The organism is Streptomyces sp. NPDC048507 (assembly GCF_043199995.1).
In the GTDB taxonomy this organism is placed as follows: domain Bacteria; phylum Actinomycetota; class Actinomycetes; order Streptomycetales; family Streptomycetaceae; genus Streptomyces.
Map to the genome: position 1 here is coordinate 710,581 of NZ_JBICWZ010000002.1, position 24,454 is coordinate 735,034.

Annotated in this window: 21 protein-coding genes; 12 read left to right on the forward strand and 9 right to left on the reverse strand. The window is 76.2% G+C overall.

Annotated features, from left to right (window positions below):
• The 3 genes from ACGFXC_RS08260 (at position 1) to ACGFXC_RS08270 (ending at position 3,670) form a co-directional block, all read left to right on the forward strand.
• Positions 1 to 1,257 (forward strand): Tm-1-like ATP-binding domain-containing protein, encoded by a 1,257-nt coding sequence (locus ACGFXC_RS08260; protein WP_393710702.1) that lies wholly within the window; start codon positions 1 to 3, stop codon positions 1,255 to 1,257.
• Positions 1,258 to 1,400: 143 nt separating this feature from the next.
• Complete coding sequence (locus tag ACGFXC_RS08265) at positions 1,401 to 3,035, forward strand: protein kinase (RefSeq protein ID WP_393710704.1); 1,635 nt, start codon at positions 1,401 to 1,403, stop codon at positions 3,033 to 3,035.
• Complete coding sequence (locus tag ACGFXC_RS08270) at positions 3,032 to 3,670, forward strand: hypothetical protein (protein WP_393710706.1); 639 nt, start codon at positions 3,032 to 3,034, stop codon at positions 3,668 to 3,670. The genes ACGFXC_RS08265 and ACGFXC_RS08270 overlap by 4 nt, the downstream gene beginning before the upstream one ends.
• Here the strand turns inward: ACGFXC_RS08270 and ACGFXC_RS08275 are convergent.
• Together ACGFXC_RS08275 and ACGFXC_RS08280 are read right to left on the reverse strand one after the other, a co-directional pair.
• Complete coding sequence (locus ACGFXC_RS08275; RefSeq protein ID WP_393710707.1) at positions 3,648 to 3,974, reverse strand: DUF6191 domain-containing protein; 327 nt, start codon at positions 3,972 to 3,974, stop codon at positions 3,648 to 3,650. The genes ACGFXC_RS08270 and ACGFXC_RS08275 overlap by 23 nt on opposite strands.
• A gap of 323 nt (positions 3,975 to 4,297) precedes the next feature.
• Positions 4,298 to 5,587: an ATP-binding protein gene (locus ACGFXC_RS08280; RefSeq protein WP_393710709.1), complete on the reverse strand. Its 1,290-nt coding sequence runs from the start codon at positions 5,585 to 5,587 to the stop codon at positions 4,298 to 4,300.
• 284 nt (positions 5,588 to 5,871) lie between these two features.
• Between ACGFXC_RS08280 and ACGFXC_RS08285 the strand changes: the two genes are divergently transcribed.
• A complete protein-coding gene (locus ACGFXC_RS08285; RefSeq protein WP_393710711.1) occupies positions 5,872 to 6,642 on the forward strand; it encodes a trypsin-like serine peptidase in 771 nt (256 codons plus the stop codon).
• A 1-nt stretch (position 6,643) separates the two neighbouring features.
• Here ACGFXC_RS08285 and ACGFXC_RS08290 read toward each other — a convergent pair whose 3' ends face one another.
• The 3 genes from ACGFXC_RS08290 to ACGFXC_RS08300 form a co-directional block, all read right to left on the reverse strand.
• A complete protein-coding gene (locus ACGFXC_RS08290; RefSeq protein ID WP_393710713.1) occupies positions 6,644 to 7,180 on the reverse strand; it encodes an NUDIX domain-containing protein in 537 nt (178 codons plus the stop codon).
• A 37-nt stretch (positions 7,181 to 7,217) separates the two neighbouring features.
• The gene (gene lnt, locus ACGFXC_RS08295; RefSeq protein WP_393710715.1) at positions 7,218 to 8,840 is read right to left on the reverse strand and encodes an apolipoprotein N-acyltransferase; all 1,623 of its coding nucleotides are present in this window, start codon (positions 8,838 to 8,840) and stop codon (positions 7,218 to 7,220) included.
• Between the two features lie 69 nt (positions 8,841 to 8,909).
• Entirely contained in the window at positions 8,910 to 9,425 is a 516-nt protein-coding gene (locus tag ACGFXC_RS08300) for a hypothetical protein (RefSeq protein WP_393710717.1), read from the reverse strand.
• 221 nt (positions 9,426 to 9,646) lie between these two features.
• On the opposite strand from ACGFXC_RS08300, the gene ACGFXC_RS08305 reads away from it, so the two are divergent.
• Positions 9,647 to 10,612: an ADP-ribosylglycohydrolase family protein gene (locus ACGFXC_RS08305; RefSeq protein ID WP_393710718.1), complete on the forward strand. Its 966-nt coding sequence runs from the start codon at positions 9,647 to 9,649 to the stop codon at positions 10,610 to 10,612.
• A 26-nt stretch (positions 10,613 to 10,638) separates the two neighbouring features.
• On the opposite strand, the gene ACGFXC_RS08310 is transcribed toward ACGFXC_RS08305, so the two are convergent.
• Together ACGFXC_RS08310 and ACGFXC_RS08315 are read right to left on the reverse strand one after the other, a co-directional pair.
• Entirely contained in the window at positions 10,639 to 11,925 is a 1,287-nt protein-coding gene (locus ACGFXC_RS08310; protein ID WP_393710719.1) for a hypothetical protein, read from the reverse strand.
• A 120-nt stretch (positions 11,926 to 12,045) separates the two neighbouring features.
• Positions 12,046 to 12,846 carry a glutamate racemase gene (locus ACGFXC_RS08315; protein WP_393710720.1) on the reverse strand — a complete coding sequence of 267 codons (801 nt, stop codon included), beginning with the start codon at positions 12,844 to 12,846 and terminating at the stop codon, positions 12,046 to 12,048.
• A gap of 107 nt (positions 12,847 to 12,953) precedes the next feature.
• Between ACGFXC_RS08315 and ACGFXC_RS08320 the strand changes: the two genes are divergently transcribed.
• The 5 genes from ACGFXC_RS08320 (at position 12,954) to ACGFXC_RS08340 (ending at position 19,414) form a co-directional block, all read left to right on the forward strand.
• Positions 12,954 to 14,183, forward strand: coding sequence for a glycosyltransferase (locus ACGFXC_RS08320; protein ID WP_393710722.1), 1,230 nt, complete (start codon positions 12,954 to 12,956; stop codon positions 14,181 to 14,183).
• 271 nt (positions 14,184 to 14,454) lie between these two features.
• Positions 14,455 to 14,982, forward strand: coding sequence for a DUF6643 family protein (locus tag ACGFXC_RS08325; protein ID WP_393710724.1), 528 nt, complete (start codon positions 14,455 to 14,457; stop codon positions 14,980 to 14,982).
• Between the two features lie 83 nt (positions 14,983 to 15,065).
• Positions 15,066 to 15,893 (forward strand): MOSC domain-containing protein, encoded by an 828-nt coding sequence (locus tag ACGFXC_RS08330; RefSeq protein ID WP_393710725.1) that lies wholly within the window; start codon positions 15,066 to 15,068, stop codon positions 15,891 to 15,893.
• Between the two features lie 283 nt (positions 15,894 to 16,176).
• Entirely contained in the window at positions 16,177 to 16,788 is a 612-nt protein-coding gene (locus ACGFXC_RS08335; protein ID WP_393710727.1) for a hypothetical protein, read from the forward strand.
• 133 nt (positions 16,789 to 16,921) lie between these two features.
• On the forward strand, positions 16,922 to 19,414 hold the full coding sequence (locus ACGFXC_RS08340) for a right-handed parallel beta-helix repeat-containing protein (protein WP_393710729.1): 2,493 nt from the start codon (positions 16,922 to 16,924) through the stop codon (positions 19,412 to 19,414).
• Here ACGFXC_RS08340 and ACGFXC_RS08345 read toward each other — a convergent pair.
• Positions 19,365 to 21,815: a hypothetical protein gene (locus tag ACGFXC_RS08345; RefSeq protein WP_393710943.1), complete on the reverse strand. Its 2,451-nt coding sequence runs from the start codon at positions 21,813 to 21,815 to the stop codon at positions 19,365 to 19,367. The genes ACGFXC_RS08340 and ACGFXC_RS08345 overlap by 50 nt on opposite strands.
• 193 nt (positions 21,816 to 22,008) lie before the next feature.
• Between ACGFXC_RS08345 and ACGFXC_RS08350 the strand changes: the two genes are divergently transcribed.
• A complete protein-coding gene (locus ACGFXC_RS08350) occupies positions 22,009 to 22,497 on the forward strand; it encodes an SRPBCC family protein (RefSeq protein ID WP_393710731.1) in 489 nt (162 codons plus the stop codon).
• 26 nt (positions 22,498 to 22,523) lie between these two features.
• Here the strand turns inward: ACGFXC_RS08350 and ACGFXC_RS08355 are convergent, their stop codons facing one another.
• Positions 22,524 to 23,699 (reverse strand): PLP-dependent cysteine synthase family protein, encoded by a 1,176-nt coding sequence (locus ACGFXC_RS08355; RefSeq protein ID WP_393710732.1) that lies wholly within the window; start codon positions 23,697 to 23,699, stop codon positions 22,524 to 22,526.
• 198 nt (positions 23,700 to 23,897) lie between these two features.
• Between ACGFXC_RS08355 and ACGFXC_RS08360 the strand changes: the two genes are divergently transcribed.
• On the forward strand, positions 23,898 to 24,443 hold the full coding sequence (locus tag ACGFXC_RS08360) for an ATP-binding protein (protein ID WP_393710734.1): 546 nt from the start codon (positions 23,898 to 23,900) through the stop codon (positions 24,441 to 24,443).
• Positions 24,444 to 24,454 lie beyond the last annotated feature (11 nt).

The following is a 24,454-nucleotide window of genomic DNA, read 5'->3' on the forward strand; positions in this document are numbered from 1 at the left end:
ATGACGAGCGTCGTGCTGGTGGGAACCCTGGACACCAAGGGTGTCGAGTACGGCTGGCTGCGCGAGAGGCTGCTGCGCGCCGGCGTCGAGGTGGTACTGGTCGACACGGGGATCATGGGCGAGCCCCGGGTGAGCGCGGACGTGCCCCGCGAGGAGGTGGCCCGGGCGGCCGGTACGGAACTGGCCCGGCTGAGGGCGACCGCAGACCGGGGCGCGGCCGTGACGACGATGGCCCGGGGCGCCGAGGCGACCCTGCTGGCTCTGCACGCCGAGGGCCGCCTGCACGGGGTGCTCGCGATCGGGGGCAGCGGGGGCACCTCGATCGCGACGCGGGCCATGCGCGCACTGCCGCTCGGCGTACCGAAGGTGATGGTCTCGTCCATGGCGTCCGGGGACGTGGCCCCGTACGTCGGATCCGCGGACATCACGATGATGTACAGCGTGGTGGACATCGCCGGGATCAACAGCGTCTCGGCCCCGGTCCTGGCGAACGCCGCGGAGGCCGTCGCCGGGATGGCCAGAGGGTTCCAGCGGGCCTTACTGGAGCTGCGCCGGCCGGCCCGGCCGGGGGCGGGCCGGCGGCCGCTGGTCGCCGCGAGCATGGCGGGCGTGACCACGACCGGGGTGGACGCGGCCCGGGAGCGGCTGACCGAACTCGGCTACGAGGTGCTGGTCTTCCACTCCAGCGGCACCGGCGGGCGCACCCTGGAGACCCTGGCCGGGCAGGGGATCTTCGCCGGGGTGCTGGACCTGAGCCTCGGCGAGCTCGCCGACGACCTGTGCGGCGGCATCCTCACCGCCGGTCCCGATCGGCTCAGCGCGGCCGGACGGGCCGGAATACCGCAGGTGGTGAGCCTGGGTGCGCTGGACATGGTGAAGTTCGGGCCGCTGGAGAGCCTGCCCGAGCGGGCCCGCTACCGCCGGGTCCGCATCCACAACCCGTCGATCACGGTGATCCGTACGACGGAGTCCGAATGCGCCGAACTCGGCCGCCGGGTCGCCGCGAAGCTGCGCGCGGCCACCGGGCCGACGGCGGTCTGCCTGCCCCTGCGCGGGCTGTCCACGCTCGGCGCGCCGGGCGGCCCGTACCACGATCCCGGCGCGGACCGGGCGCTGTTCACGGCGCTGCGCGAGGGGCTGCGCGGCAGCACCGCCCGCCTCCACGACTACGACACGCACATCAACGACCCGGCGTTCGGACGGGCGGCCGCCGACCGGCTGCACACCATGATCGGGGCGGTCGCGGCCGCGGCCTGAGGACCGCCGGCCGTCCGGGTGCCGGACACCCCGCGGGGTTGGGAACCGGCCGTGGCGGAAACCGTGTCCTGTGGGGTGCCGGTCGGGGGACGACCGGCGGCCGCCCCCCGGGGGGCCGGTGATGCCAGGGACGGGGGCGGACGATGGAGAACGGCTGGACGGTGCCCGGCTACCGCGAGGTGCGGGAGCTCGGCGCGGGCGGCAGCGGCCGCGTCGTGCTCGCGGTGCACGCGGCCACCGGCACGGCGGTCGCGGTGAAGTACCTGTCCGAGACGCTGCGCCGGGACCCCGCCTTCGTCCGGGAGTTCCGGGCGGAGGCGCGGCTGCTGGGCGGCCTGGGATCCCCGTACGTGGTGGGCCTGTACGAGTACGTGGAGGCGCCGGGCGGCGCCGCGATCGTCATGGAACTGGTCGACGGGATCTCGCTGCGCGCGGTCCTGCGGGAGTCGGGCCGGGCGGAGCCGGAAGCGGCGCTGGTGGTGCTCAAGGGCTCCCTGCTCGGGCTGGCCGCGGCCCACCGGGCGGGCGTCGTGCACCGGGACTACAAGCCGGAGAACGTGCTGGTCGCCCCGGACGGTTCCTCGAAGCTGGTCGACTTCGGCATCGCGGCGGGCCGCGGCACCACCCCCGGCGTGGCCGGCACCCCCGCCTACATGGCGCCCGAGCAGTGGCAGGGACGGCCCGCCTCGCCGACCGCCGACGTGTACGCGGCCACCGCGACCTTCTTCGAGTGCCTGACCGGGCGCAAGCCCTACGACGGGGAGAACTTCGCCGAGCTGGCCGTCCAGCACATCGAGGCCCCGGTCCCGGAGACCGAGGCACCCGAGCCGGTGCGGCCGCTGATCCGCCGGGGCCTGGCCAAGCGGCCCGAGCAGCGGCCGGAGAACGCCGAGGCCTTCGTGACGGAGCTGGAGGCGCTGGCGGTGGCCGCGTACGGGCCCGGCTGGGAGGAGCGCGGGCAGCGCAAACTGGCCGCGCTGGCGGCGCTGCTGCCGCTGCTGTTCCCCTCGGCGGGGGCCGCCGCGGCGGGCACCACGGCCGTGGCCACCACCTCGGTCGGACGGGCCGCCGGCTGGGGGCCGGGCCGCGCCGGGTGGTTCGCGGCCGGGCTGGCCCTCGTCCTGGGCGCGGTGCTGGTGCTGACCACCGACGCCGTCGGGGGCACCCCGGACGGGGCCTCGGCGCTCAGCGCGTTCGCCACCACCAGCGCCGCCCCGCCGGGGTCCGCGCCGCCCGCCCCGGGTCCGTCCGCGTCCCCCTCGGGCTCCGCGTCCGCCTCCCCCGGCGCCTCCCCGAGCCCCTCGGTCTCCGCCGGCCCCTCGCCCGCCCCGTCGTCGACGCCGACGCACCCGGCGAGCCCGAACCCCCCGACGACCTCGACGACCCCGACGGCCGGGCCGACCGTCTCCTGGTCCCCGACGCCCACGCCGAGCCCCACCCCCACCCTGCGGGTGACCGGCGTGGACGTCTCCCTCAAGCCCGGGGTCTACCGGGGCGACGCCACCGTCTCCGTCACCGCCCGGGGCAGCGGGCCGGTCACCGTGACCCTCCAGTGGTACCTCGGCTCCGCGCAGGGGTCGTACGCGGTGCCCGACGGCAGCGACACCTTCGTCGTACAGGCCGGGTCCCTCGCCCCGGTGGTGCGCTCGCACTCCTTCTCCCGGGGCGCGGGCTGCTACGGCGGCGTCCGCGTCACCACGCAGCCGGCCGCCGCCACCGGCACGGCCTCCGATTCGCGGCCGCTGCCGCGCTGCCAGGACCAGGAAGTGCCGCGATGAGCGACCCCCGCACCCCGCACCCGGCCGCCGCCTCCACCGCCTCCACCGCCTCCACCGGCGACGACGACGGGTACAGCGCCACCGTCCTCGGCAGCCACTGGTTCAGCGGCCCGCCACCGCAGGACGCCGCGCCCGACCGGGTCGAGGGGTCCGTCCTGCGCTTCGGGCCCGGGGTGACGGCGGCGATGCCGTCCCCGTTCCCGGTGGCGCCCGTGCCGGCCCGGCGCGTCCGGCGGGCACGGGGCGGCTGGCGCCGGTACACCCTGGCGGCCGTGGTGCTCGCGCTGGTGCTGGCCTATCTGGGCTGGCAGCGGTTCGGACCCTCGGTCGTCGTCCGGGACGTGGCGGTCACCACCGACCCGGCGGGTCCCGGCTGCGACACGGCCGCCGATGTGGTGGCCGTCGTACGCACGAACGGGCGGCCCGGGACCCTCACCTACCGCTGGGTCCGCAGCGACGGCACCCGGTCGGACGAGCTGACCGAACGGGTGCCGAGCGGGCGCCGGGAGGCCACGCTGCACCTGCTGTGGACCTTCAGGGGGACGGGCAGCTACCCGGCGCGGGCCGAACTCCAGCTGATCTCACCGGCCGTGCGGTCCGCCGCCGTGGAGTTCACCTACCGCTGCCGCCCGTAACGGGCAGCCGGATCAGGGCGCGGCCGCCGTCGAGGTCCACCCGGGAGTGCGGGGGCGCTCCGTCCTCCTCGTCGTCGCGCATCACGAGGGCGCTCTGCCGTTCCCGCAGCTCGTTCTGCTTGCCCGGCGAGAAGCCTGCGTGCAGCTGCTCGAAGCCGGTCGAGGCCACCTGGCCCCGGCTGCCCTTCCACCGCCAGGGCAGCAGTCCGGCCCGGCCCGCCCGCAGGAGCGCCAGGTCCAGGAACGCGACGGCGGTGAGCACGAGTGCCAGCCCCGGCAGGGTCATGAAGACGACGAAGCCCATGCGGCGACCGTAACCCACCCCGGCGGCCGACCGTCAGGGTCCGCGCGGCTCGTCCTTCCGGCCGGCCGGGCATGGCCGTCCGGCCGAAGCGGCGCCCGGCGGCCCGCTGGTTGACTCGTAGACGTAGACGAGGGCGTACAGGACGCCCTCAGGCACCCCTGCGTGCCACGTTCCAGCCGGCGACACCCCAACCGGAACGTGGCCGTCCCGCTCGGATGCCAAGTCCGCGCGGGAGGCCCGCAGTCGCTTTGGGGAGTGACTGCGGGCCGTTTCGCGCCCCCGGCACGATGGACCGTCCCCCGCCGCAACCGGGGGACGGGGTCTCAGAAGCGGGCGTGGGCGTCGATGTCGGCCGCGAACTCGCCCGTCATCGCCGGGGTCACCGTCGGACGGCACTGGGCGACGGCGGCCAGGTAGTCCGCCGTGGCCGCACCCAGCTGCGCGGCCGCCGCGCCGCGCGCGCCCACCGCCTCCAGGTCCCGTTCGAAGGACACCTGCGCGGCGATCCGCGCCGCGTGCTCGATGTCCGCCGGGGTGAACAGCTCGGTCGCCGCCACCAGAGCGGCCACGTCGACGTCGGCGCGGCCCGCCGTGTACCGCGACCAGATCGCGGAGCGCGCCCCGGCGTCGGGGGTGCCGATCGGGATCAGGTAGTCGAAGCGGCCGGGCCGCAGGAAGGCCGGGTCCAGGGAGCGGATGGAGTTGGTCGCACAGACCAGCAGCCGTTCGCCGCCCTCCCGGAAGCCGGGTATCAGCTTGAGCAGCTCGTTCGTCACCCCGTGGATCCCGCCGGGCTGCGCGGGTTCGGTGCGTACGGGGGCGATCTCCTCGACCTCGTCGATGAAGACGAGCACCCGCTCCAGCTCGGCGATCCGGGCGAAGGCGTCGCGCAGCGCGGCGGCCAGGTTCCCCTCGTCGGCGAGCCGGGACGGCAGGAGTTCGACGAACGGCCAGCCCAGCCGGGAGGCGATGGCCCGGGCGAAGGTGGTCTTGCCGGTGCCGGGGGGCCCGAAGAGGGTGATGGCCCGCGGCGGCCGCACGCCGTGCGCGGCGGCCCGCTCCGGTTCGGCGAGCGGCAGCACCACGCGCCGCTCGATGAGGTCCTTCTCCCGTTCCATGCCGGCGACCTTGTCCCACAGGTCGCTGGGCAGGAACCGGCCGCCGAGGTCGTCGAGCAGCCCGGCGGCGGGCCCGTGCAGCGGCTCGGTCTTCTCGAAGTAGGCGACGGCCGGCTGGCGCGTGTACCCGGCGTTGAGGAGGCCCTCGCCGAGCAGGTCCTCCTCGGGCAGGACGTACGCGATCCGCCCGACGCGGGCGGCGATCAGCCGGCGTTCCAGTTCCACCAGGAGGGCGCTGGCCAGGCCCCGGCCGCGCCATCCGGCGGCGATCGCGATGCGCATCACCCAGGCCCGCTCCCCCGTCACGCAGGCGAGGGCCGCGCCGATCGGGACGCCCTGGTGGACGGCGACCACGCAGGGCTGCCGGTCCGTGAGGGCGCCGATGCATTCGGCGAGGGAGAAGACCGACTCCTGGCCGAGTTCCGCCGTGGTGTCGATGAGGTGGACCACCGCTGCGAGATCGCTCTCGCGGTAGTCGTGGATCAGCCAGTTCACCGGGTACCGCCCCTCGTTCGTGCTCCTGCGGCGAGGCTAGGCGCGGGCGGCCCCGGCGATCACGCACCGCGGTGCACAACAGCCGGGCCCGAAACCCACCGCGGCGTCCATAGACTCCGCGCCGGTCCGGGCGGCGCCGCGGGGGCCGGAGCGGCTCGGGCGGAAGCCGGAGCGGGGTCGCGCGCGGCCGGAGCGGGGCTCGGGCGGAGGCCCGTACGGGATTCACAGCGGATTCATACGGAGTTTCGTGCTCCGGACACAGTTTCGCCGGGAAGGCTCGGCTCATGATCCAACGCATCCTCCTCCGACAGGCCGGCCGCCCCCGCGCCCGGCGGGCGTCCCGGATCCTGCTCGCGGTGGCCGCGATGGCCGCCCTGCTGAGCGTGGACATGCCCGACGCGGCGGCCGTCCCCCCGCTCGGCGTCACCGCCACGGCCCTGCCCGACGCCGGGGTGGCCCGGGTGGGCGCGCTGTTCGCGGACGACCTGGACGGCGGCCACTTCTGCACCGCCGCCGTGGTCCGCAGCGCCGACCGGGACGTGATCGCCACGGCCGCGCACTGCCTCGACCACCCCGACACCACCGTGTTCGCCCCCGGCTACCGGGACGGCGCGGCCCCGTACGGGGTGTGGCGGCTGACGGACGTGCACCTGGCCCCGGACTGGACGGACGGCAGGAACCCCGACGACGACATCGCCTTCGCGACGGTCGCCCGGCCGGACGGGGCCCGGATCGAGGACGTCGTCGGTGCCTTCCCCGTCGCCACCGAGCAGAGCGACGACGTGACGGTGACGGTCCTCGGCTACCCCAGCACCCTGGACGCCCCGCTTCGCTGCTCCAACGCCACCGGCCTGTTCTCCCCGACGCAGCGCCGGATCGACTGCCCCGACCTCAGCGGCGGCACCAGCGGCAGCCCCTGGCTGGCCGACGGTGCGCTGGCCGGGGTCCTCGGCGGTTACGAGGGCGGCGGCACCGTCCCGGAGGTCTCCTACAGTGCGGTGATGGGCGACCAGGCCCTGGAGCTCTACCGCGAGGCGGCGGTCTCGGCCGGCTGAGCTAGACCCCGGGGCCGGCGTGGGGCCCGGCTCCGGACCCGGCTTCGGGCCCGGCTTCGGCTCCGGCGTCGGGGGCCGCGAACCAGGTCGGCTCCTCGCGCTGGGCCCGCCGTACGCGGTCCACGGCGAACGGGTCCAGCGGCGGCAGCCCGTCCGGCTCGAACCAGGCCACCTCCAGCAGCTCCCCGTCCGCGGGCCGGGGCTCGCCGCCCGTCGCGCGGCACCGGAAGGTGATGTCCTGGAACTGGCAGACGTCGCCGTTGGGGTAGGTGATCGGTTCCTGCATCTGTACGAGGACCACCCGCTCCGGCACGCACCGCACGGCCGTCTCCTCGTACACCTCGCGCACCGCCGTCACGGCGGGCTGCTCCCCCGGCTCGGCGATCCCGCCGATCACCGACCAGAGACCGGTGTCGGCCCGGCGGCCGAGCAGCACGCGGCCCCGGTCGTCGAAGACGATGGCGGTCACTCCGGGCAGCAGGAGCAGCAACTGCCCGGACCCGGCCCGGATCGCGCGGATGAAATCAGGTGTGGTCATGCCCCGACCCTACGAGGCCCCGCGCCGCTCGCCCCCGTCATGCGGCCCGGCGGGACCGGATCCGGCGCAGGGCGACCGCGCCCAGACCGCCCGCGGCGACCAGGAGCAGCGCGTACTCGGGCAGCGGGCCGAAACGGGTCGCCGGGGTCTGCGAGGAGCGCAGCGGGATCTCCTCGACGAGGGCGTCGGCGGTGAACATCTTGGTCTGGGAGACGACCGAGCCGTCGGGGCGGATGACGGCGCTCACCCCGCTGGTCACGGGGACGAGGACGCTGCGGCTGTGCTCGACCGCCCGGATCCGGTCCATGGCGAGCTGCTGGTAGGTCATCTCGGTCCGGCCGAAGGTGGCGTTGTTGCTGGGCACGGCGATGACCTGGGCCCCGGCCCGGACGGTGGAGCGGACGGCGTCGTCGAAGGCGGCCTCGTAGCAGGTGACCATTCCGATCCCGCTGCCGCCCATGTCGAAGACGCCGGGCTCCTTGCCGGGGCCGAAGTCGCGGCGGACCCGGTCCACGTCGGAGCTGAAGAGGCGGACGAACGAGCGCATCGGGATCCGCTCGCCGAAGGGCTGGATCTTGCGCTTGTCGTAGGTGTCGGTGGGGCCCTTGACCGGGTCCCACAGGATCATCGTGTTGCGCAGCGGGCCGGTCTCCGGGGCCAGTACGGAGCCGATCGCGACGGGCACGCCGATGGCCTTGACGGCCCGGTCGATGACGTCGTAGGCGTCGGGCTGCGTGTAGGGGTCGATGTCGGAGGAGTTCTCCGGCCACACCACGAAGTCGGGCTTGGGTACGCGCCCGGCCTTGACGTCCTCGGCGAGCTGGAGGGTGCGCTTCGCGTGGTTGTCCAGGACCTGGCGGCGCTGGGCGTTGAAGTCGAAGCCGGCGCGGGGGACGTTGCCCTGGATCACGGCGGCGACGGCCGTCCCGTCCTCGGCGGCGTCGGAGACCAGCGGCCGGGCGGCGAGGGCCGCGCCGACGGGGGCGACGACGGTGAGGACGGCCAGCGCGGCGGTGGTGCGGCCGGGGTGGCTGCGGGCGACGCGGACGGCCTCGTACAGCCCGAATCCGCACAGGGCCACCGCGAAGGACAGCAGCGGGGTGCCGCCGAGGGCGGCGAGCGGTACGAAGACGCCCTCGGCCTGCCCGTAGGCGAGCTTGCCCCAGGAGAAGCCGCCGAAGGGGGCCCGGGCGCGCAGGGCCTCGCCCGCGACCCAGACGGCGGCGGCCCACAGCGGCGCGCCGGGAAGGCGGCTGACGAGGGCGATGCCGAGGCAGGTGAGGCCGATCAGGAGGGCTTCGAGGGTGACGAGCGCGATCCAGGGGACCGGGCCGACGCCCTCGCTGGTCCAGACGAGCAGCGGCAGCAGGTAGCCGAGCCCGAAGAGGAAGCCGAGTCCGAAGCCCGCCCGGGCGCGGCGGCCGCGCAGGCAGCCGGCGAGCAGGGCCAGCGCGAAGGGGGCCAGCCACCACAGCGGGCGGGGCGGGAAGCTGAGGTAGAGCAGCACGCCCGCGGCGGCGGCGAGCACGGGCCGCACCAGCCGGGCGCCCCTGCGCCGGCCGGACTCCGGGACGGCGTCGGCCGCACCGGTGGAGGTCCGGGACGGTCCGGCGGGCATCGGGGGCTCGCTCTCGGCGGCGCGGGTGACACTGCTGCTCATCTGGCGGAGTGTACGTCCCCCTGCCCCAAGGGCCGGTAAGGAGCCGCTGCGCGCCCGGCCCGGGCCGCGCTAGCGGGCGAGGGCGCGCAGGTGGGTGCGGATGACGCGGACGGCGTTCTCGGCGTCGTCGACGGTGACCGTGAACAGCTTGCCGTCGCCGAGCCGCAGCTCGACGCCCTCACCGCGCCGGACGATGATCGCGGTCCCCTTCTCGGGGCGCCAGCGGTAGCCCCAGCCGCCCCACTGCTGCGGGGTGATGCGGGGCCGGAACTCGGCGGCGGTGACTTCGGAGAGCCGGATCGTGCGGCGCGGCAGTCCGATGTGCCCGCAGCGGACGTCGAGGCTCTTGGAGTCGACGGTGACGCGCACGTGCACGAAGGCGAGGGTGCCGTAGAGGATGAGCAGCCCGGCCGCGAGGCAGCCGATCACGGACATGAGCAGCGGCACCATGCCGGAGGTCCAGGCGTTGTCGACGGCGAGCTCGATGCCCAGCGCGAGGCAGGCGGCACCGGCCGCGGCGAGCAGCCACTGCACCCGGTTGGAGGCCCGGCCCGTCCAGAGCGGACCAGGGGGGTGAACCGTCATGTCCAGCAGCGTACCCACGTTCCGCTCCCCCACCACCCGGCTTCGGCCAGTCGGCGCAGGCGGGAGCGGACGCCTCCCACGAGGGCGGTCTTCCGGCGCGGCCCCGTCTGCGGCAGGCTCGACGTCGGGCGGGAGGTCACGGGCACGCGTCCGCGTGTGCCGCGAGGACGGCCTGTCGGACGAGGGAACGCGGACGGCCGGGTGCGGGGGAAGGGGAGCGCGTGCGGGACGGCGAGGGTTCGGCTCGGTGGCTGGAGCGGGCCGTGGGGGCGGTGCTGGGCTCGGCGGCCGGGGACGCGCTCGGCGCGCCGTACGAATTCGGTCCGGCGGGCCAGCTCTCGGCGCGGGGCGAGGAGATGCGCGGGGGCGGCGGCTGGGACCCGGGCGAGGCGACCGACGACACGCAGATGGCGGTCCTCGTCGGGGAGTCGCTCCTCGAACACGGCGGGCTCGAACTGCCGGACGTCTTCCGGCGGTTCCAGGAGTGGGCGGCCTGGCAGCCCAAGGACATCGGCCTGCAGACCGAAGACGTGCTGACCAACGGGGAGTCGTGGGACCTGGCCGCCGCCCTGCACTTCCAGGTCAACGCGCGGGCGGCGGGCAACGGTTCCCTGATGCGGGCCTCGACCTCCGCCGTCTGGTTCGCGCCGGCGGGCCGGGCCGCCACGATGGACGCCGCCCGGCGGATCGCCGCGCTCACGCACGGCGACGCCGCCGCCTGGGAGGGCACCGCCGTCCTGCACGAGCTCGTACGGGTGGCCCTGGGCGGCGACGATCCGCTCGCGGCGCTGCCGTCGGTGCTGGACGAGGTGCGCCCCGCCCACCGCGAGCGGTACGCGCGCGTGCTCGGCCCCGGCTGGCATCCCGAGCCGGCCACCGAGTTCAACGGGGCGGTGTGGCCGTGCCTCGGCTCGGCGGTGTGGGCGCTGCGGACCACCTCCGGCTTCGCGCAGGCCGTACGGGCCGCCGTGGACCTCGGCGGGGACACCGACACGGTGGCGGCGGTGACGGGGACGCTGGCCGGGGCGGTGTACGGGGCCGGGGCCGTCCCCGCGCACTGGACGCAGCCGCTGCACGTGCCCCTGCCCGGCCCGGTCCCCGGCCGCGGCCGCGCCCCCGCCAGGATCCTGGACGCCGAGGCCCTGCGCGCCCTGGCCCGGGACCTGGCCCTGGGTCCGCGGCGCTGAACCGCGCGGCCCGGGCAGCCCGAGGGTCAGCCGCAGCCGCATCCTCCGCAACCGCCGCAGCCCGAGCCGCAGCCCCCGTCGCCGCCGCCACAGCCGCCGCCGGCCGCGGCTCCCGTGCCGGTGGCGGCCGCCGTGCCGCGGGTGGTCGCCGAGCGCCGCCCGGACGGCGGTGGCGGCGCGTACGTACGGGCGCGCTCGCGGCGCCGCTCCTGCGTCTCCCGGTGGGAGACCCCGGCCGGGACCCAGCCGTCCAGCCCCGGCCGGCGCCTCGGCAGCAGCGGGGCCGCCGCGACGGAGGCCGAGATGGCGCCCCCGCCGTGGACGGCGTACTCGACGACGATCTCGGCGCCCTCGTGGACCGGGCCGTGGAGCACCGCTTCGAAGGGTTCGGCCCGGGCGTCGATGTCGTGCAGTCCGCGCGGGTGGCGCCCGTCGGCCGCGCGGGCCAGCATCCGTACGCCGGTGCGCGTGTCCCCGCGGCCCGGGCGGTAGCAGATCAGGGGCGTCCCGGCGGGCGAGTCGGCGTCCGGGTAGAGCCAGAAGTGACCGGACGGCGCCACCCGTACGCCCACCAGCAGCGCGGGCTGCGGCGCCCGGTGCAGCCGCCGCGCGGCCAGGTCGGCCGTCCAGCCCCGGGCCAGCAGGGTGGTGCCGGCGACCAGCAGGGGCAGGGCGGCGCGCTGCTGGCCGAGGGCGTCGTACGGGGCCCGGCCGCCGAGGTCGCCGAGGATCCCGTCCAGGAGGATGCCCGCGGCGACGAGGCAGAGGAAGCCGCCGGTCAGCAGGGGCATGTTGCCGCGCCGGTCGTGCCCGGTGGGCAGCAGCCTCGGGAGCGGGTGGCGGGCCGGACCGGCCGCGGCGAGGGCGAGCCGGGCCTGTGCGCGCCGGGCCCGCAGCCGCAGGAGCGCCCCGGCCGCCGCCCACGGCGACAGCAGGCAGACCAGCAGCAGCCCGGTCCGGGCGGCGGTGCCGTCGGCCGCGGAGAGGGCAACGGCCGACTCCACGGCGAGCAGCGCGGCGGACACGGCGGCCGCGCCCGGCAGGAAGCGGTACCAGAGCGGCAGGGCCACCAGCAGGACCGCGTCGGGGTAGGCCCGCCAGGCGGTGCCGACGGCTCGCTCGGGGGCCTCTTCGTGGAGGATCAGCGCGAGGCAGACGCAGACGAGGGCGGCAAGGAACCAGCTTCCGGGGCCGGGGGCGAAGACGGCGGGCGGACGCGCACGGCGCCAGCGGGCGGCCGCCTCGACTCCCCACGCGCCCATGCCGTTTGCCGGTGCCGCGCCCACGGGCAGGTGCTTGGCGTAGGCAGTCACGGGGCCCAGTATGCGAGGGCTCCGGCCACGGGGGAACGGGGATTTCGGCACGGCCCGGCCGGCCCGTGACACCAGTGGCGGGAGGGGCTCGGGAGACGACGGTGACGGCGGCCCCGGGACCTACAGGGCGGCGGGGACTCCGTGCTCGTGTCCCGCGAGCAGCCGGCCTTCGGCATAGCCGAGGGCGGCGCGCGGCAGCGTGGACGTCCGGCCGCTGTGCAGGACGGTCAGCCCGCCGGTGCGGGGCAGCCCCGGCGCGGGCTCGGCGCCGATGCGGCGCAGGGCCTGGACGGCGACGGCCTCGGCGGAGCCGTGGTACCGCAGCGCGGCACCGCCGGTCCGGGCGGCCAGCGCGGCCCGGATCGGCTCCGCGACCAGCTCGTAGTGGGTGCATCCGAGCACCACGTCGGTGACGTCGGCCGGGGTGAGCGCCGCCGCGGCGGCGACCGCCCGCACGACGGCGGCCTCGTCGCAGGCCTCGACTGCGTCGGCGAGACCGGGGCAGGGCACTTCGGTGACCGGGACCCCGGCGGCGAAGTCGCGGATCAGCCCGCGCTGGTAGGGGCTGCCGGTGGTGGCGGGGGTGGCCCAGATCGCCACGCGGCCGCCGGCGGCCGCGGCGGGCTTGATCGCGGGCACGGTCCCGATGACGGGGATGCCGGGTTCCAGATCGCCGCGCAGCGTCTCCAGGGAGTGCACGGACGCGGTGTTGCAGGCCACGATCAGCGCCTCGGGGCGCAGCGCGGCCGCCGCCCGCGCGACGGCGCGGGCCCGTCCGGTCAGGTCGGCGGGCGTGCGCGGCCCCCAGGGCATCCCGTCGGGATCCGAGGACAGCAGCAGATCGGCGTCCGGCCTCAGCCGGCGCGTGGCGGCGGCCGCAGCGAGGAGGCCGATTCCGGAGTCCATCAGGGCGATCTTCACCTGGTCACCTTAGTCGACTTGACCGACCGGCCCGCTCCCGTCCGGGCCGCGCGCGCCGCACCGGCGGGGCGGGCGACAGGGCTCGCCGGGTTCGGCACACTGCGGGCATGGGCCTCCTCATCGCCGCCTACGCCTCCCTCGCCGCCTGGCTCTGGCTGACCCTCGCCCAGGGCATGTTCTGGCGCACCGACGTCCGCCTCCCGCCGCGCACCGCCCCCGCCCGCTGGCCCTCCGTCGCCATCGTCGTCCCGGCCCGGGACGAGGCCGGGGTGCTCCCGCTGAGCCTGCCGTCCCTGCTCGCGCAGGACTATCCCGGCGAGGCGCGGATCGTCCTCGTGGACGACGGCAGCACCGACGGCACCGCCGCCCTCGCCGAGCGGCTGGCCGCCGAGCAGCCGGGCCTGCCGCTGACCGTGGTCTCCCCCGGTGACCCGCCGCCCGGGTGGACGGGCAAGCTGTGGGCCCTGCGCCACGGCATCGCCCACGCCCGCGCCGGCCGCTTCCGCACCCACCCCGACGGGAGTGCGGGCCCCGGGCCGGACCTCGGTGCGGGCTCCGGTGCGGGCGGCCCGGAGTTCCTGCTGCTCACCGACGCCGACATCGCGCACGAGCCCGACAGCCTGCGCGAGCTGGTGGCCGCGGCGGCCTCCGCCGACCTCGACCTCGTCTCGCAGATGGCCCGGCTGCGCGTCGTCAGCCCGTGGGAGCGGCTCGTCGTCCCGGCGTTCGTGTACTTCTTCGCCCAGCTGTACCCCTTCCGCCGGATCAACCGGCCCGCCGCCCGGACCGCGGCGGCCGCGGGCGGCTGCGTCCTGCTGCGGACCGGGGCGGCGGTCCGGGCCGGGATCCCCGACTCGATCCGCCAGGCCGTCATCGACGACGTCTCCCTGGCACGCGCGGTCCAGCGCTCCGGGGGACGGATCTGGCTCGGGCTGGCGGAGCGGGTGGACAGCGTGCGCCCGTACCCCGCACTGGCGGACCTGTGGCGGATGGTGTCGCGCAGCGCGTACGCCCAACTGCGCCACCAGCCGCTGCTGCTGGCGGGGACGGTGGCGGGGCTGGTCCTCGTCTACCTGGTGCCGCCGGCCGCGCTCCTGGCGGGTCTCGCTGCCGGGCGGCCGGCGCTCGCCTGGGCCGGCGGGGCGGCCTGGCTGCTGATGGCGGGCACCTACCTGCCGATGGTGCGCCACTACCGCCAGCCCGCGGTCCTCGCCGCGCTGCTTCCGCTTACGGCGCTGCTGTACCTGCTGATGACCGTGGACTCCGCCGTGCAGCACTACCGGGGCCGCGGCGCCGCGTGGAAGGGACGCACCTACGCCCGTCCGACGGACGCCTGAACCGGCGGGGCGGCCGGCCCCCGGTTGCGGCCGCTCGCGGGCTGAGGGGACGTCATACGAGGTCACCGCGTTGTGACGCTGTGTCAGCGGCGGATAGGTGCAACGCCCAACCGGTGAGTACGAGTAGGAACAAGACGGGGCGCAAGTGGTGAATCGTGCAGGTGAACGCCAAGTGAAAGCTGAGGCCCTGACCTGGGAATATGCAGGTCAGGGCGGTGTTGACGGCACCTCGCTATGGACCCCGTGAAGCCGTGGGCTTAACTTAGGTCCCATGACCTCCCCCCGCTCCACTTATGGCGGCGGTTACTACTCCGCGCCCTCCTTCACGGACACCCCCATCTACGACTCCCTCGTCGCCGAACGCGGCACCCCGCAGATCGCCCCGATCCGCGTTCCGGCCGCGTACGAGTCCCCCAGTGCCGGTTACTCGAGCGGTGGTTACCTGCCGGCCCTGCCGTCCGCGCTGCCCGCCCTCCCGGCCGCGCCGTCCATGCCGCAGCAGCAGGGCGGTCCGGGGTACGGGTACGCGTACCCGCAGCAGGCCGCGCCGCAGCAGCAGCCGATGCAGATGCCGGTGCCGCTCCAGGCCGCGCCCGCCCCGTACATCCCGCAGCAGCAGCCGATGGCCGCCCGCGCGGGGTACGTCCCGCAGCCCCAGCCGCAGCAGCCCCGGCCCGTCGCGGCCGGCACCGGGTACGAGGCCATGCGCCCGGCGGCCCCGCGGCCGGTGCCGACGCCCGCGCAGGTCCCCTCGTACGAGGACCCGTACGGCCGCCCGTACCAGGGGCGCGGCTACTGACGGGCCCGACGGACCCCGGGCCGTCGCGGGCCCGCGCGAAACGCGCTGGGAGTCCGGCGCGGACGGCTGGCACCATGGAGTCCATGTCGAACCTGTACGTCCAGTCCCTCCACGTCCACCCGGTGAAGTCGGTGGCGGGGACCGCTCCCGACGAGGCGGCCGTGGAGCCCTGGGGGCTGGCCGGCGACCGCCGGTGGGCCGTGGTCGACACGGCGGGCGCGATCATCACCCAACGCCAGCAGGCGCGGCTGGCGCTGGCTTCGGCGCGCCCGCTGGACGGCGGGCGCGTCCTGCTGTCCGGGCCGGGCATGGCCGACCTGGCCGTGGAGGTGCCGCCGCCGGGTCCGCTGGAGCCGGTCGTCCTGTTCGGCAAGAAGATCGAGACGGTCGTCGCGGGGCGCCGTGCCGCCGACTGGTTCAGCACCTACCTCGGGCAGCCCGCGCGGCTGGTCCACCTCGACGCTCCGGCCATGCGCCGGCCCGTGGACCCCGACTACGCGCTGCCCGGCGAAACGGTCAGCCTCGCGGACGCCTATCCGCTGCTGCTGACCACCACCGCCTCCCTGGACGCCCTGAACGCGCTGATCGCCGCGGGTGCGCACGCCGAGGAGGGGCCGCTGCCCATGAACCGCTTCCGCCCCAGCCTGGTCGTCGGCGGGCCGGCGCGGGCCTGGGCCGAGGACGGCTGGCGGCGCATCGCGGTCGGCGACGCCGTCTTCCGGGGCGTGCGCGAGTGCGGGCGCTGCATCGTGACCACCACCGACCAGGGGACGGCACGGCGCGGCCGCGAGCCGCTGAAGACCCTGGCCGCGCACCGCAGGATCGGCAAGTCGCTCGCCTTCGGGCGGCAGCTGGTGCCGGTGGTCCTGGGCACGGTGCGGGTGGGCGACGAGGTGCGCGTCCTGGAGTGAGGGCGGCCGGCCCCGCAGCGCCCGGCCGAACCCGTACGCCACTGACCACGGCGGGCGGGGGGAAGGTGGAACAACACCTTCGAGGGGCTCCGGGCGTCCACAGGAACCAACGGGCCACGCGGGGCCGTTGGAGCATGCGGACGGGTGACCACGCACCGCGACCGGTAACACCGGATCGGGTGACACTCGTCCCGCATGTCCCGGAATGCGCGTTCGCCGGACATGCGGAAGGCTGGAACGCGCAGGCAGACGGATGGCGGCGCAAGTAGGGGGAGCCGGGACCGTGCGAACAGCAATGGGAGTGTGGCGTTGGCGGCGCAATCCGCTACGCCGGCCGACCGACCTCTTCGAGGCGTGGGTGGCCTTCGCGGCGCTCGTGTGCGTGCTGCTGGTGGCCCCGGCCGTCGGCTGCGCGGCGGGCCTGAAGGTGGACGGCACGCTACAGCGGGCCGCGCGCGAGCAGCGGCACGAGCGATACCTGGTCCCGGCGGTGGTGGTGGCCCCGGCGCCCGGGCCGGTCCCCGGGGCGGCCGCGGATCCGGGCGCGCAGCGGCAGGCCCCGGAGCGGACCCCGGTCGTGGCCTCGTGGACGGCGCCGGACGGCAGCAGTCACCGGGGCACGGTGCCGGCGGCGCAGGAACCGCCCCGGCCCGGCGAACGGTTCCGGATATGGACCGACATCAAGGGGCGGCTGGTGGGGCAGCCGCTCGACCCGGCCGCCGCCTCCTTCCACGCGGGCGCGGCGGGCCTGGCGGCGGCGCTCACCGCGGCCGCGCTGGCGGAGACGGTCCGGCGGCTCGTCGTACGCCGGCTCATGCATCGGCGGTACATACGTCTGGACCGTGCGTGGGCCGCGGCCGGACCCGACTGGGGCCGGGCGGGCGCGGGCAGCTGACCTGGCAACTCCCCGGCCCCGCGCGCGCTACGGTGGGGCCGGAGGCCGGTCGGCGCTCCGGCCGCACCGTGCGGCTCTCGCCGCTCCGGCCGCTTCGACAACGCGAGTACGAGGGTGGGGGCACGACAGCGCCATGGCTCAGGGCACGGTCCAGGTGACGCACGGCGGGGCCTCGCGGTGGCGGCGGCGTTCCGGTGAGTATCCGACGCTGAGCGCCGCGCTCGCCGTCGCGGGCGACGGCGACGTGCTGTCCATCGCCCCCGGCACCTACCGGGAGAACCTGGTCCTGCGGCATGCCGTCACCCTGCGCGGGCCGGAGGGGGCCGTCGCCGGATCGGTGCGGATCGCCCCGCTGGACGGGGTCGCGCTGACGGTGCGCGCCTCCGCCGTGGTCCAGGACCTCTATCTGGAGGGCGCGGACCGGGCGGCGCCCGCGCTGCTCGTCGAGGACGGCTGTCCCGAGCTGAGCGACCTGCGGGTGCACACCCGTTCCGCGGCCGGCATCGAGGTGCGCGGCGGGGCCCGGCCGCTGGTGCGCCGGTGCACGGTGGAGAATCCGGCCGGGGTCGGGATCTCCGTCCTGGACGGCGGCGGCGGGGTGTTCGAGGAGTGCGAGGTGGTGGCCGCCGGGCAGGCCGGCGTATCGGTGCGCGGCGGGCACCCCCGCCTGGAGCGCTGCCGGATCCACCACTCGACGGGCGCGGGCATCGCGGTGACCGGCGACGGCTCGGGGCTGGAAGCGCTGGGCTGCGAGGTGTACGAGGTCAAGGGCACCGGGGTGCAGATCGCGGCGCGGGCCGTCGCCCGGCTCACCGACTGCTCGGTGCACCGCACCTCGGCCGACGGGGTCACCCTCGACACCGACGCCGTGCTGACCCTGGCGGGCTGCGACATCCACGACATCCCGGAGAACGCCGTGGACCTGCGTTCCCGTTCGGTGCTGACCCTCAGCCGCACCACGGTCCGCCGGTTCGGGCGCAACGGCCTGTCGGTGTGGGATCCGGGGACCCGGGTGGATGCCGAGTCCTGCGAGATCCACGACAGCACCGGGGACTATCCGGCGGTGTGGATCAGCGACGGGGCGACGGCCTCCCTGGACTCCTGCCGCGTGCACGACGTCCCGGACGCGCTGTTCGTGCTGGACCGCGGTTCGCGCGTCGACGTCGTCGACAGCGACCTCTCCCAGGTCCGCAACACGGCCGTCTCGGTCAGCGACGGCGCGAGCGCGCAGCTCGACGACTGCCGCATCCGCGAGGCGGGCACGGGGGCCTGGTTCCGTGACCACGGCAGCGGCGGCACCCTCGCCAACTGCACCATCGACGGCGTACAGACGGGCGTGATCGTCACCAAGGGCGCCGATCCGGTGCTGGAGCGGTGCACGGTCAGCTCCCCCGCCGAGGCCGGTTTCTACGTGTCGGCGGGCGGCCGGGGCACCTTCACGGCCTGCCGGGTCAGCGGCAGTTCGGGCTTCGGCTTCCACGTCATCGACGGCTGCCGGACGACCCTGACCCGCTGCCACACCGAGCGCTGCGCCCGCGGGGGCTACGAGTTCGCGGAGGACGGCCCGCTCGCCGAGGACTGCACCAGCGACGCGTCCGGTCCCCGCCTCGCCGCCCAGGCCGCGGGCGGCGCCACGGCCGCCGGGGCGCAGCCCGGGATCCGCACGGTGACGGCCGCCCAGGGCCTCGCCGACCGGGCCGACGGGCTCCCCGGGCAACGGCACGCGGGCCCGCCCGGACCCCCGGCCGCCGACGGCTCCGGCGCCGCGGACGCGGGAGCGGGGGCGGGGGCGGGGGCGGGCGCGGCCCGGGCTTCGGGCGAGGTGCTGGGACAGCTGGACGCGCTGGTGGGCCTGGACAGCGTCAAGCGCGAGGTGCGGGCCCTGACCGACATGATCGAGGTCGGCCGCAGGCGGCAGCGGGCGGGCCTGAAGGCCGCCTCGGTCCGCCGCCACCTGGTGTTCACCGGCTCCCCCGGCACGGGCAAGACCACGGTCGCCCGGCTGTACGGGGAGATCCTGGCCTCCCTCGGGGTGCTGGAGCGCGGGCACCTGGTGGAGGTGTCCCGGGTGGATCTGGTCGGCGAGCACATCGGGTCCACCGCGATCCGTACGCAGGAGGCCTTCGACCGGGCGCGCGGCGGCGTGCTGTTCATCGACGAGGCGTACGCGCTGGCGCCGGAGGACTCGGGGCGCGACTTCGGCCGCGAGGCGATCGACACGCTGGTGAAGCTGATGGAGGACCACCGGGAGGCCGTGGTGGTGATCGTCGCCGGGTACACGGAGGAGATGGACCGCTTCCTGACCGTCAATCCCGGGGTGGCCTCGCGCTTCTCGCGCACCATCACCTTCGGCGACTACGGGCCGCGGGAGCTGCTGCGGATCGTGGAACAGCAGGCGGAGGAGCACGAGTACCGGCTGGGCGAGGGCACCGGGGAGGCGCTGCTGGCGTACTTCACCGAGCTGCCCAAGGGCCCGGCGTTCGGCAACGGCCGCACCGCGCGCCAGACCTTCGAGTCGATGGTGGAACGGCACGCGGGGCGGGTCGCGCAGCTGGCCGAGCCGAGCACGGACGACCTCACGCTCCTGTTCCCGGCGGATCTGCCCGCTCCGGCCGCGGCGCACTGATCCGCGGGCCGGGAAGGTCCCTGGTGTCCGGTACGCCGGCCCGCGCGGCGGCGGCGAGCCGTGCCAGCAGTGCGTCGCGTTCGGCGTCGAAGGCGGGATCGGCCTGGTAGTCCCCGTGGCGGAGGATCGGCGCGGGCAGCGGGTCGCGGGGGCTGCGCCCGTAGGCGAGCGGATCGCGCAGGGGGCCGAGGTCCACGGGGTCCCCTTCCCCGGCGCCCGCGCCCACCGCGCCGCCGATGGGCCCGCCGATGGGGTCGGTGGACCGCCAGAGGTTGCGCCAGCAGTCGAGGTCCCGGTGCAGGGCGGCGAGCGGGCCGGGCCCGAAGCAGTCGGGGAACCAGCGTCCGTAGAGCCGGGCCAGCGGGGATCCGTAGGTCAGCAGTGCGACGCGGCGGCGCGTGGCGGGCGGCAGCTGCCAGACGGCGGCGGCCGCGAGGACGCTGCCCTGGGAGTGCCCGGAGATGACGAGGCGGCCGCCGGTCCGGGCGGTCCAGGCGGTCATCCGCCAGGCCAGGTCGGGCACGGCCCGCTCCGCGTAGCAGGGCGGGGCGAAGGGGTGGGCGGCGCGGGGCCAGAAGGTGCCGACGTCCCAGAGGATCCCTATGGTGCGGCGGGCCGCCGGGTCGCGGTAGGCGCGGCGGCCCCAGGCCGCGAAGGCGGCGATGCCGATGCCGATCAGCCAGGACCCGGTGTCCTGGGCGGCGCGGGCGGCGGCCGCCAGCAGCGGCTGGGTGTCGCGGGCGGCCTCGCCCGGGACCCGGCCGGTGAACCAGGCCCCGGCGAGGGCGCCGGTCCCGAGCAGCAGGGTGATCCCGGAGACGGCCCCCACGAACCAGGGTGCGGAGTCGGTGAGCGCGGCGGCGGCCCGCGCCCCGGCGATCTTGCGGCTGCGGTCGGCGTCGGGCGGCTCGCCGGGGTACTCGGCGGCGACGGTGGCGGCGCTCCGGCGCCGGTCGAGGGCGGCACGGGACCCCACCCCGGCGGCCAGCAGCCCGAGGGCGATCAGCAGCGGCGGCAGGACGGCCGCCTGCCAGGACAGCAGCACGGGCGGGCCCGGGAACGCGGCGCCGGGCGGCGTGCCGGGGGTGGCGCCGCCGTCGATCCAGTCGGCGACGCGCTGGGCGACCCCGCCGGACATGACCCCGCCGAGGGCGCAGCCGAGCATGGCGACGGCGGGTCCGCCCAGGCCCCGCAGGGCGGCTCCGGTGCGGGGCGCGCCACGGTGCAGTCGGCGGGCGACGAGGGCGAGGGCCAGCACGCAGCCGCCCTGACCGAGCATCAGCACCCCGAAGGTGAAGTCCCCCGGGAGCCGTCCGGCCGCCACCCAGCCGGGCCGGGACCAGCAGGCGTGGAGGAGTACGGCGGCCAGCAGGGCGAGGGCTCCGCCGGGCAGCAGGGTGATCGCGGCCCGGTCGAGCCGGTGGTCGGGCCGGGCCTCGCTGCGGCCGCGCCGGCAGACGACCCACAGCACGATGGCGGCCCCGGCGGCGAGCAGGGCCCCGAGGGCCCAGCCGGTGGCGCGCAGTGCCGGGCCGGCGGCGGCGTCGGCCCGGTCGTGGCGGACGGCGGGCACGGCGACGGCCACCGCGACGGTGAGCAGCCCGGCGGCGGTGTGGGCGGCGCGCAGCCGGGCCACGATGCGCCGGCCGTACCAGAAGCCGGGGCGCCCGAGCGGAGCATCCTCGCCGCCGGCGGCCTCCGGGCCGCCGGGGGACGCTCCGCCGTCGGGTTCGGCGGCGGGGGGCGACTGGGACTCGTAGGCGCTCCAGGTGCGGTTCGACAGGTACCAGAGCAGGCCGGTCAGGGCGGCCGGGACCAGGGCGCCGAGCGCGAGGCGCCGCCCGGGCTGACCCCACCAGCGGCCCGGCTCCGCGAAGCCGAGCCAGGAACGGGAGGCGGTGCAGGCGGAGTTGCCCGCGCACTGCCAGGCGAGCAGGTCGAGGGCGACCTCGCAGGCGGCGGCGACCAGCAGCACGGTGAGGCTGAGGGCCAGGACGCGGACGAGGAGCCCGTACGTCCGCACCGCGCGGGCTGCGGCCTTGTCCCGGGCCCGGGCCGGGGGCCTGGCCCAGTGGGCGAGGTTGACCACCATGAAGGGCAGGAGCAGCAGCCACAGGGCGCGGGCGCCGTTGCCGGAGGTGAGGCGGGACCAGCAGTAGGCCTCGCGCACGGGACGGCCGGCGTAACGCCCGGGGTGGGCCTCGGCGTCGGCGTCTTCGGCGCGGCGGAACACGGCGGCGGTGGAGTCGCCGGTGACCCGGACGGGGTGCGGGTCCCGGAGCAGCTCCCCGGGAGGGGCTCCGGCGACTCCGTGGACGAGGAGTTCGAGGGACAGCGGATCCGGCACGGGGCCTCCGCGGGTGTGTGGGGGGGGCGGGACGCGGGGCGGCCCCTCCAGCATCCCGCCCGGCGGCCGCGCCGACCAGGCCCCTTGCGTGTGAACCCGGACCGGCGCAGACATCTGACGGGCGGCCAGCTAGGGTGGCGCGGCACGCGCGCCGGCCGGTGGCGCCACACCCCCGTGCGCGGCCCGGCCGTAGCGGCCCGCCGGCCCGCAGCAGACGTACCGCCCGCCGCACCCAGGAGGTACCCGCATGACCCGCCGACTCCGCCCCGTGGGGCTGGGTTTCACCGATGACGCGCCCGTCCGCCTGGTCTTCGGGGCCCGGGTCTCGGCCGGTCCCGGGGACGTGTACCGGGCGCTCGCCGAGGAGGTGACGGGCTGGCCGGACTGGTTCGGGGCCGTGACCCTGGCCCGGCCCACCCGCGGCGGCGCGGGACGGGAGGTGCGGCTGGCGGGCGGCGTCCGCTTCCAGGAGACGGTCATGGCCGCCGATCCCGGGCTGCGCTACGCGTACCGGGTCGACGAGACCAACGCGCCGGGCCTGCGCGCCCTGCTGGAGGAGTGGCGCCTGACGCCTGCGGACGACTCCCGCGGGACGCTCGTGCGCTGGACCTTCGCGGCCGACGGCCCGGCCGTCCTGCGCCTGGCGCTCACCGCCGCGCGCCCGGCCCTCGGCCACTCCTTCCGCACGGCGGTGCGTGCCCTCGACGCCCGCCTGACGGCCGCCGGCGGCCTCTGAGGCTGCCGGGCTGCCGGGATGCGGGGTCAGGCTCCCGGCTCGCGCCAGTCCCCCGTTTCCAGGAGCGTCCGCAGGGTCTTCGCGTACGGGGCGATGTCGAGGCCCTGCGCCGCCAGCCACTCGTCGGAGTAGTACTTGTCGAGGTAGCGGTCGCCCGGGTCGCAGAGCAGGGTGACGACGCTGCCCGTGCGCCCCTCCGCCACCATCTCGGAGACGATCTTCAGCGCGCTCCACAGTCCGGTGCCCGTGGAACCGCCCGCCTTGCGCCCTATGGCCTGCTCCAGGGCGCGGCAGGCGGCGACGGACGCCGCGTCGGGCACCCGCATCATGCGGTCGATGGCACCCGGCACGAAGCTCGGCTCCATCCGCGGGCGGCCGATCCCCTCGATGCGCGAGCCGCAGTCGCTGCTCGCGTGCGGGTCGCCCTTGGTCCAGCCGTCGAAGAAACAGGAGTTCTCCGGGTCCGGGACGCAGATGCGGGTGTCGTGCTGCATGTAGTGCACGTAGCGCGCGATGGTCGCGGAGGTGCCGCCGGTGCCGGCGGTCGCCACGATCCAGGTGGGTTCCGGGTACCGCTCCAGGCGCAGCTGCTGGTACATCGACTCGGCGATGTTGTTGTTGCCGCGCCAGTCGGTGGCCCGCTCGGCATAGGTGAACTGGTCCATGTAGTGACCGCCGGTGCGGGCGGCCAGGTCCGCCGACTCCTCGTACATCTTCATGGGGTCGTCGACGAAGTGGCACGCGCCGCCGTGGAATTCGATGAGGCGGCACTTCTCCGGGCTGGTGGTCCTCGGCATCACCGCGATGAACGGCACGCCGATCAGCTTGGCGAAGTAGGCCTCGGAGACCGCGGTGGAGCCGCTGGAGGCCTCGATGACGGGGCGGCCGGGGCGGATCCAGCCGTTGCAGAGCGCGTACAGGAACAGCGAGCGGGCCAGGCGGTGCTTGAGGGAGCCCGTCGGGTGCGTGGACTCGTCCTTGAGGTAGAGGTCGATGCCCCAGGCCTCGGGGAGCGGGAAGCGCAGCAGGTGCGTGTCGGCGGAACGGTTGGCGTCCGCCTGGACCTTGCGCACGGCCTCCTTGAGCCAGGCGCGGTAGTCGGCGTCGCTGTGGTCGACGTCGACCGTCGTCATGACCGCGCCCGCGGCCCCGGCCGGGCCTGCGCCCGCGGCCGTCGTACCGGTGGTGCCGGTGGTGCTCATGCGCCTTGCTCCTTTGTCCGTCCCGTGACCCCCTGCTTTCGCAATGTACCCCTCTCACCTGCACAAACGGTTACTTTGGGTTTCCATGCGGATCGCTTTCGGTCGCGTTCGGTTGCAGCCGGGGCCACCGTGGGTGACTCTGGTGGTGCGCTACCGAGGGTGCAGCACCCGTAACACTGATGTCGGGGAGTCGCAGCCGTGATCAGTCATTCCCGCAGGCACTGCGTCGTCGAACTGCAGGCCTTGCCCGGGCGGATCGGCCAGGTCCGCAGGATCGTTTCCGCGCAGCTGCGCCACTGGCAGCTCGACCCGCTCATAGACCGGGCCGCGCTCGGCGTGACGGAACTGCTCAGCAACGTCCACCGCCACGCGCAGCCCGACAAGGTCTGCACGGTCGAGATCGAGCTCCGCCTGGGGCGGCTGACCGTCTCCGTCCGCGACAGCGATCCGCGGCTGCCCGTACTGCGGCAGGCCGGCACGCTGGAGACCTGCGGGCGCGGGCTGGCGCTCGTGGAGGCCGTCAGCGAGGCCTGGGGGGTCCGGCCGCAGCAGGACGGGCCCGGCAAGGTGGTGTGGTTCTCGCTACGGGCCGCCCCCGCCCCGTCCGCCCCGGTCGCCACGGTCCGTATCGGCGTGAACCAGCCGGTACGGACGCCCACCCGGCCGGTGCTCACCGCCGTGGACGCGATGGCCGTCTGCGACACCGTGCCGGTGGCGGTCCCGGCCGGAACCGGGCCCGGCTGACCCCCCGACGG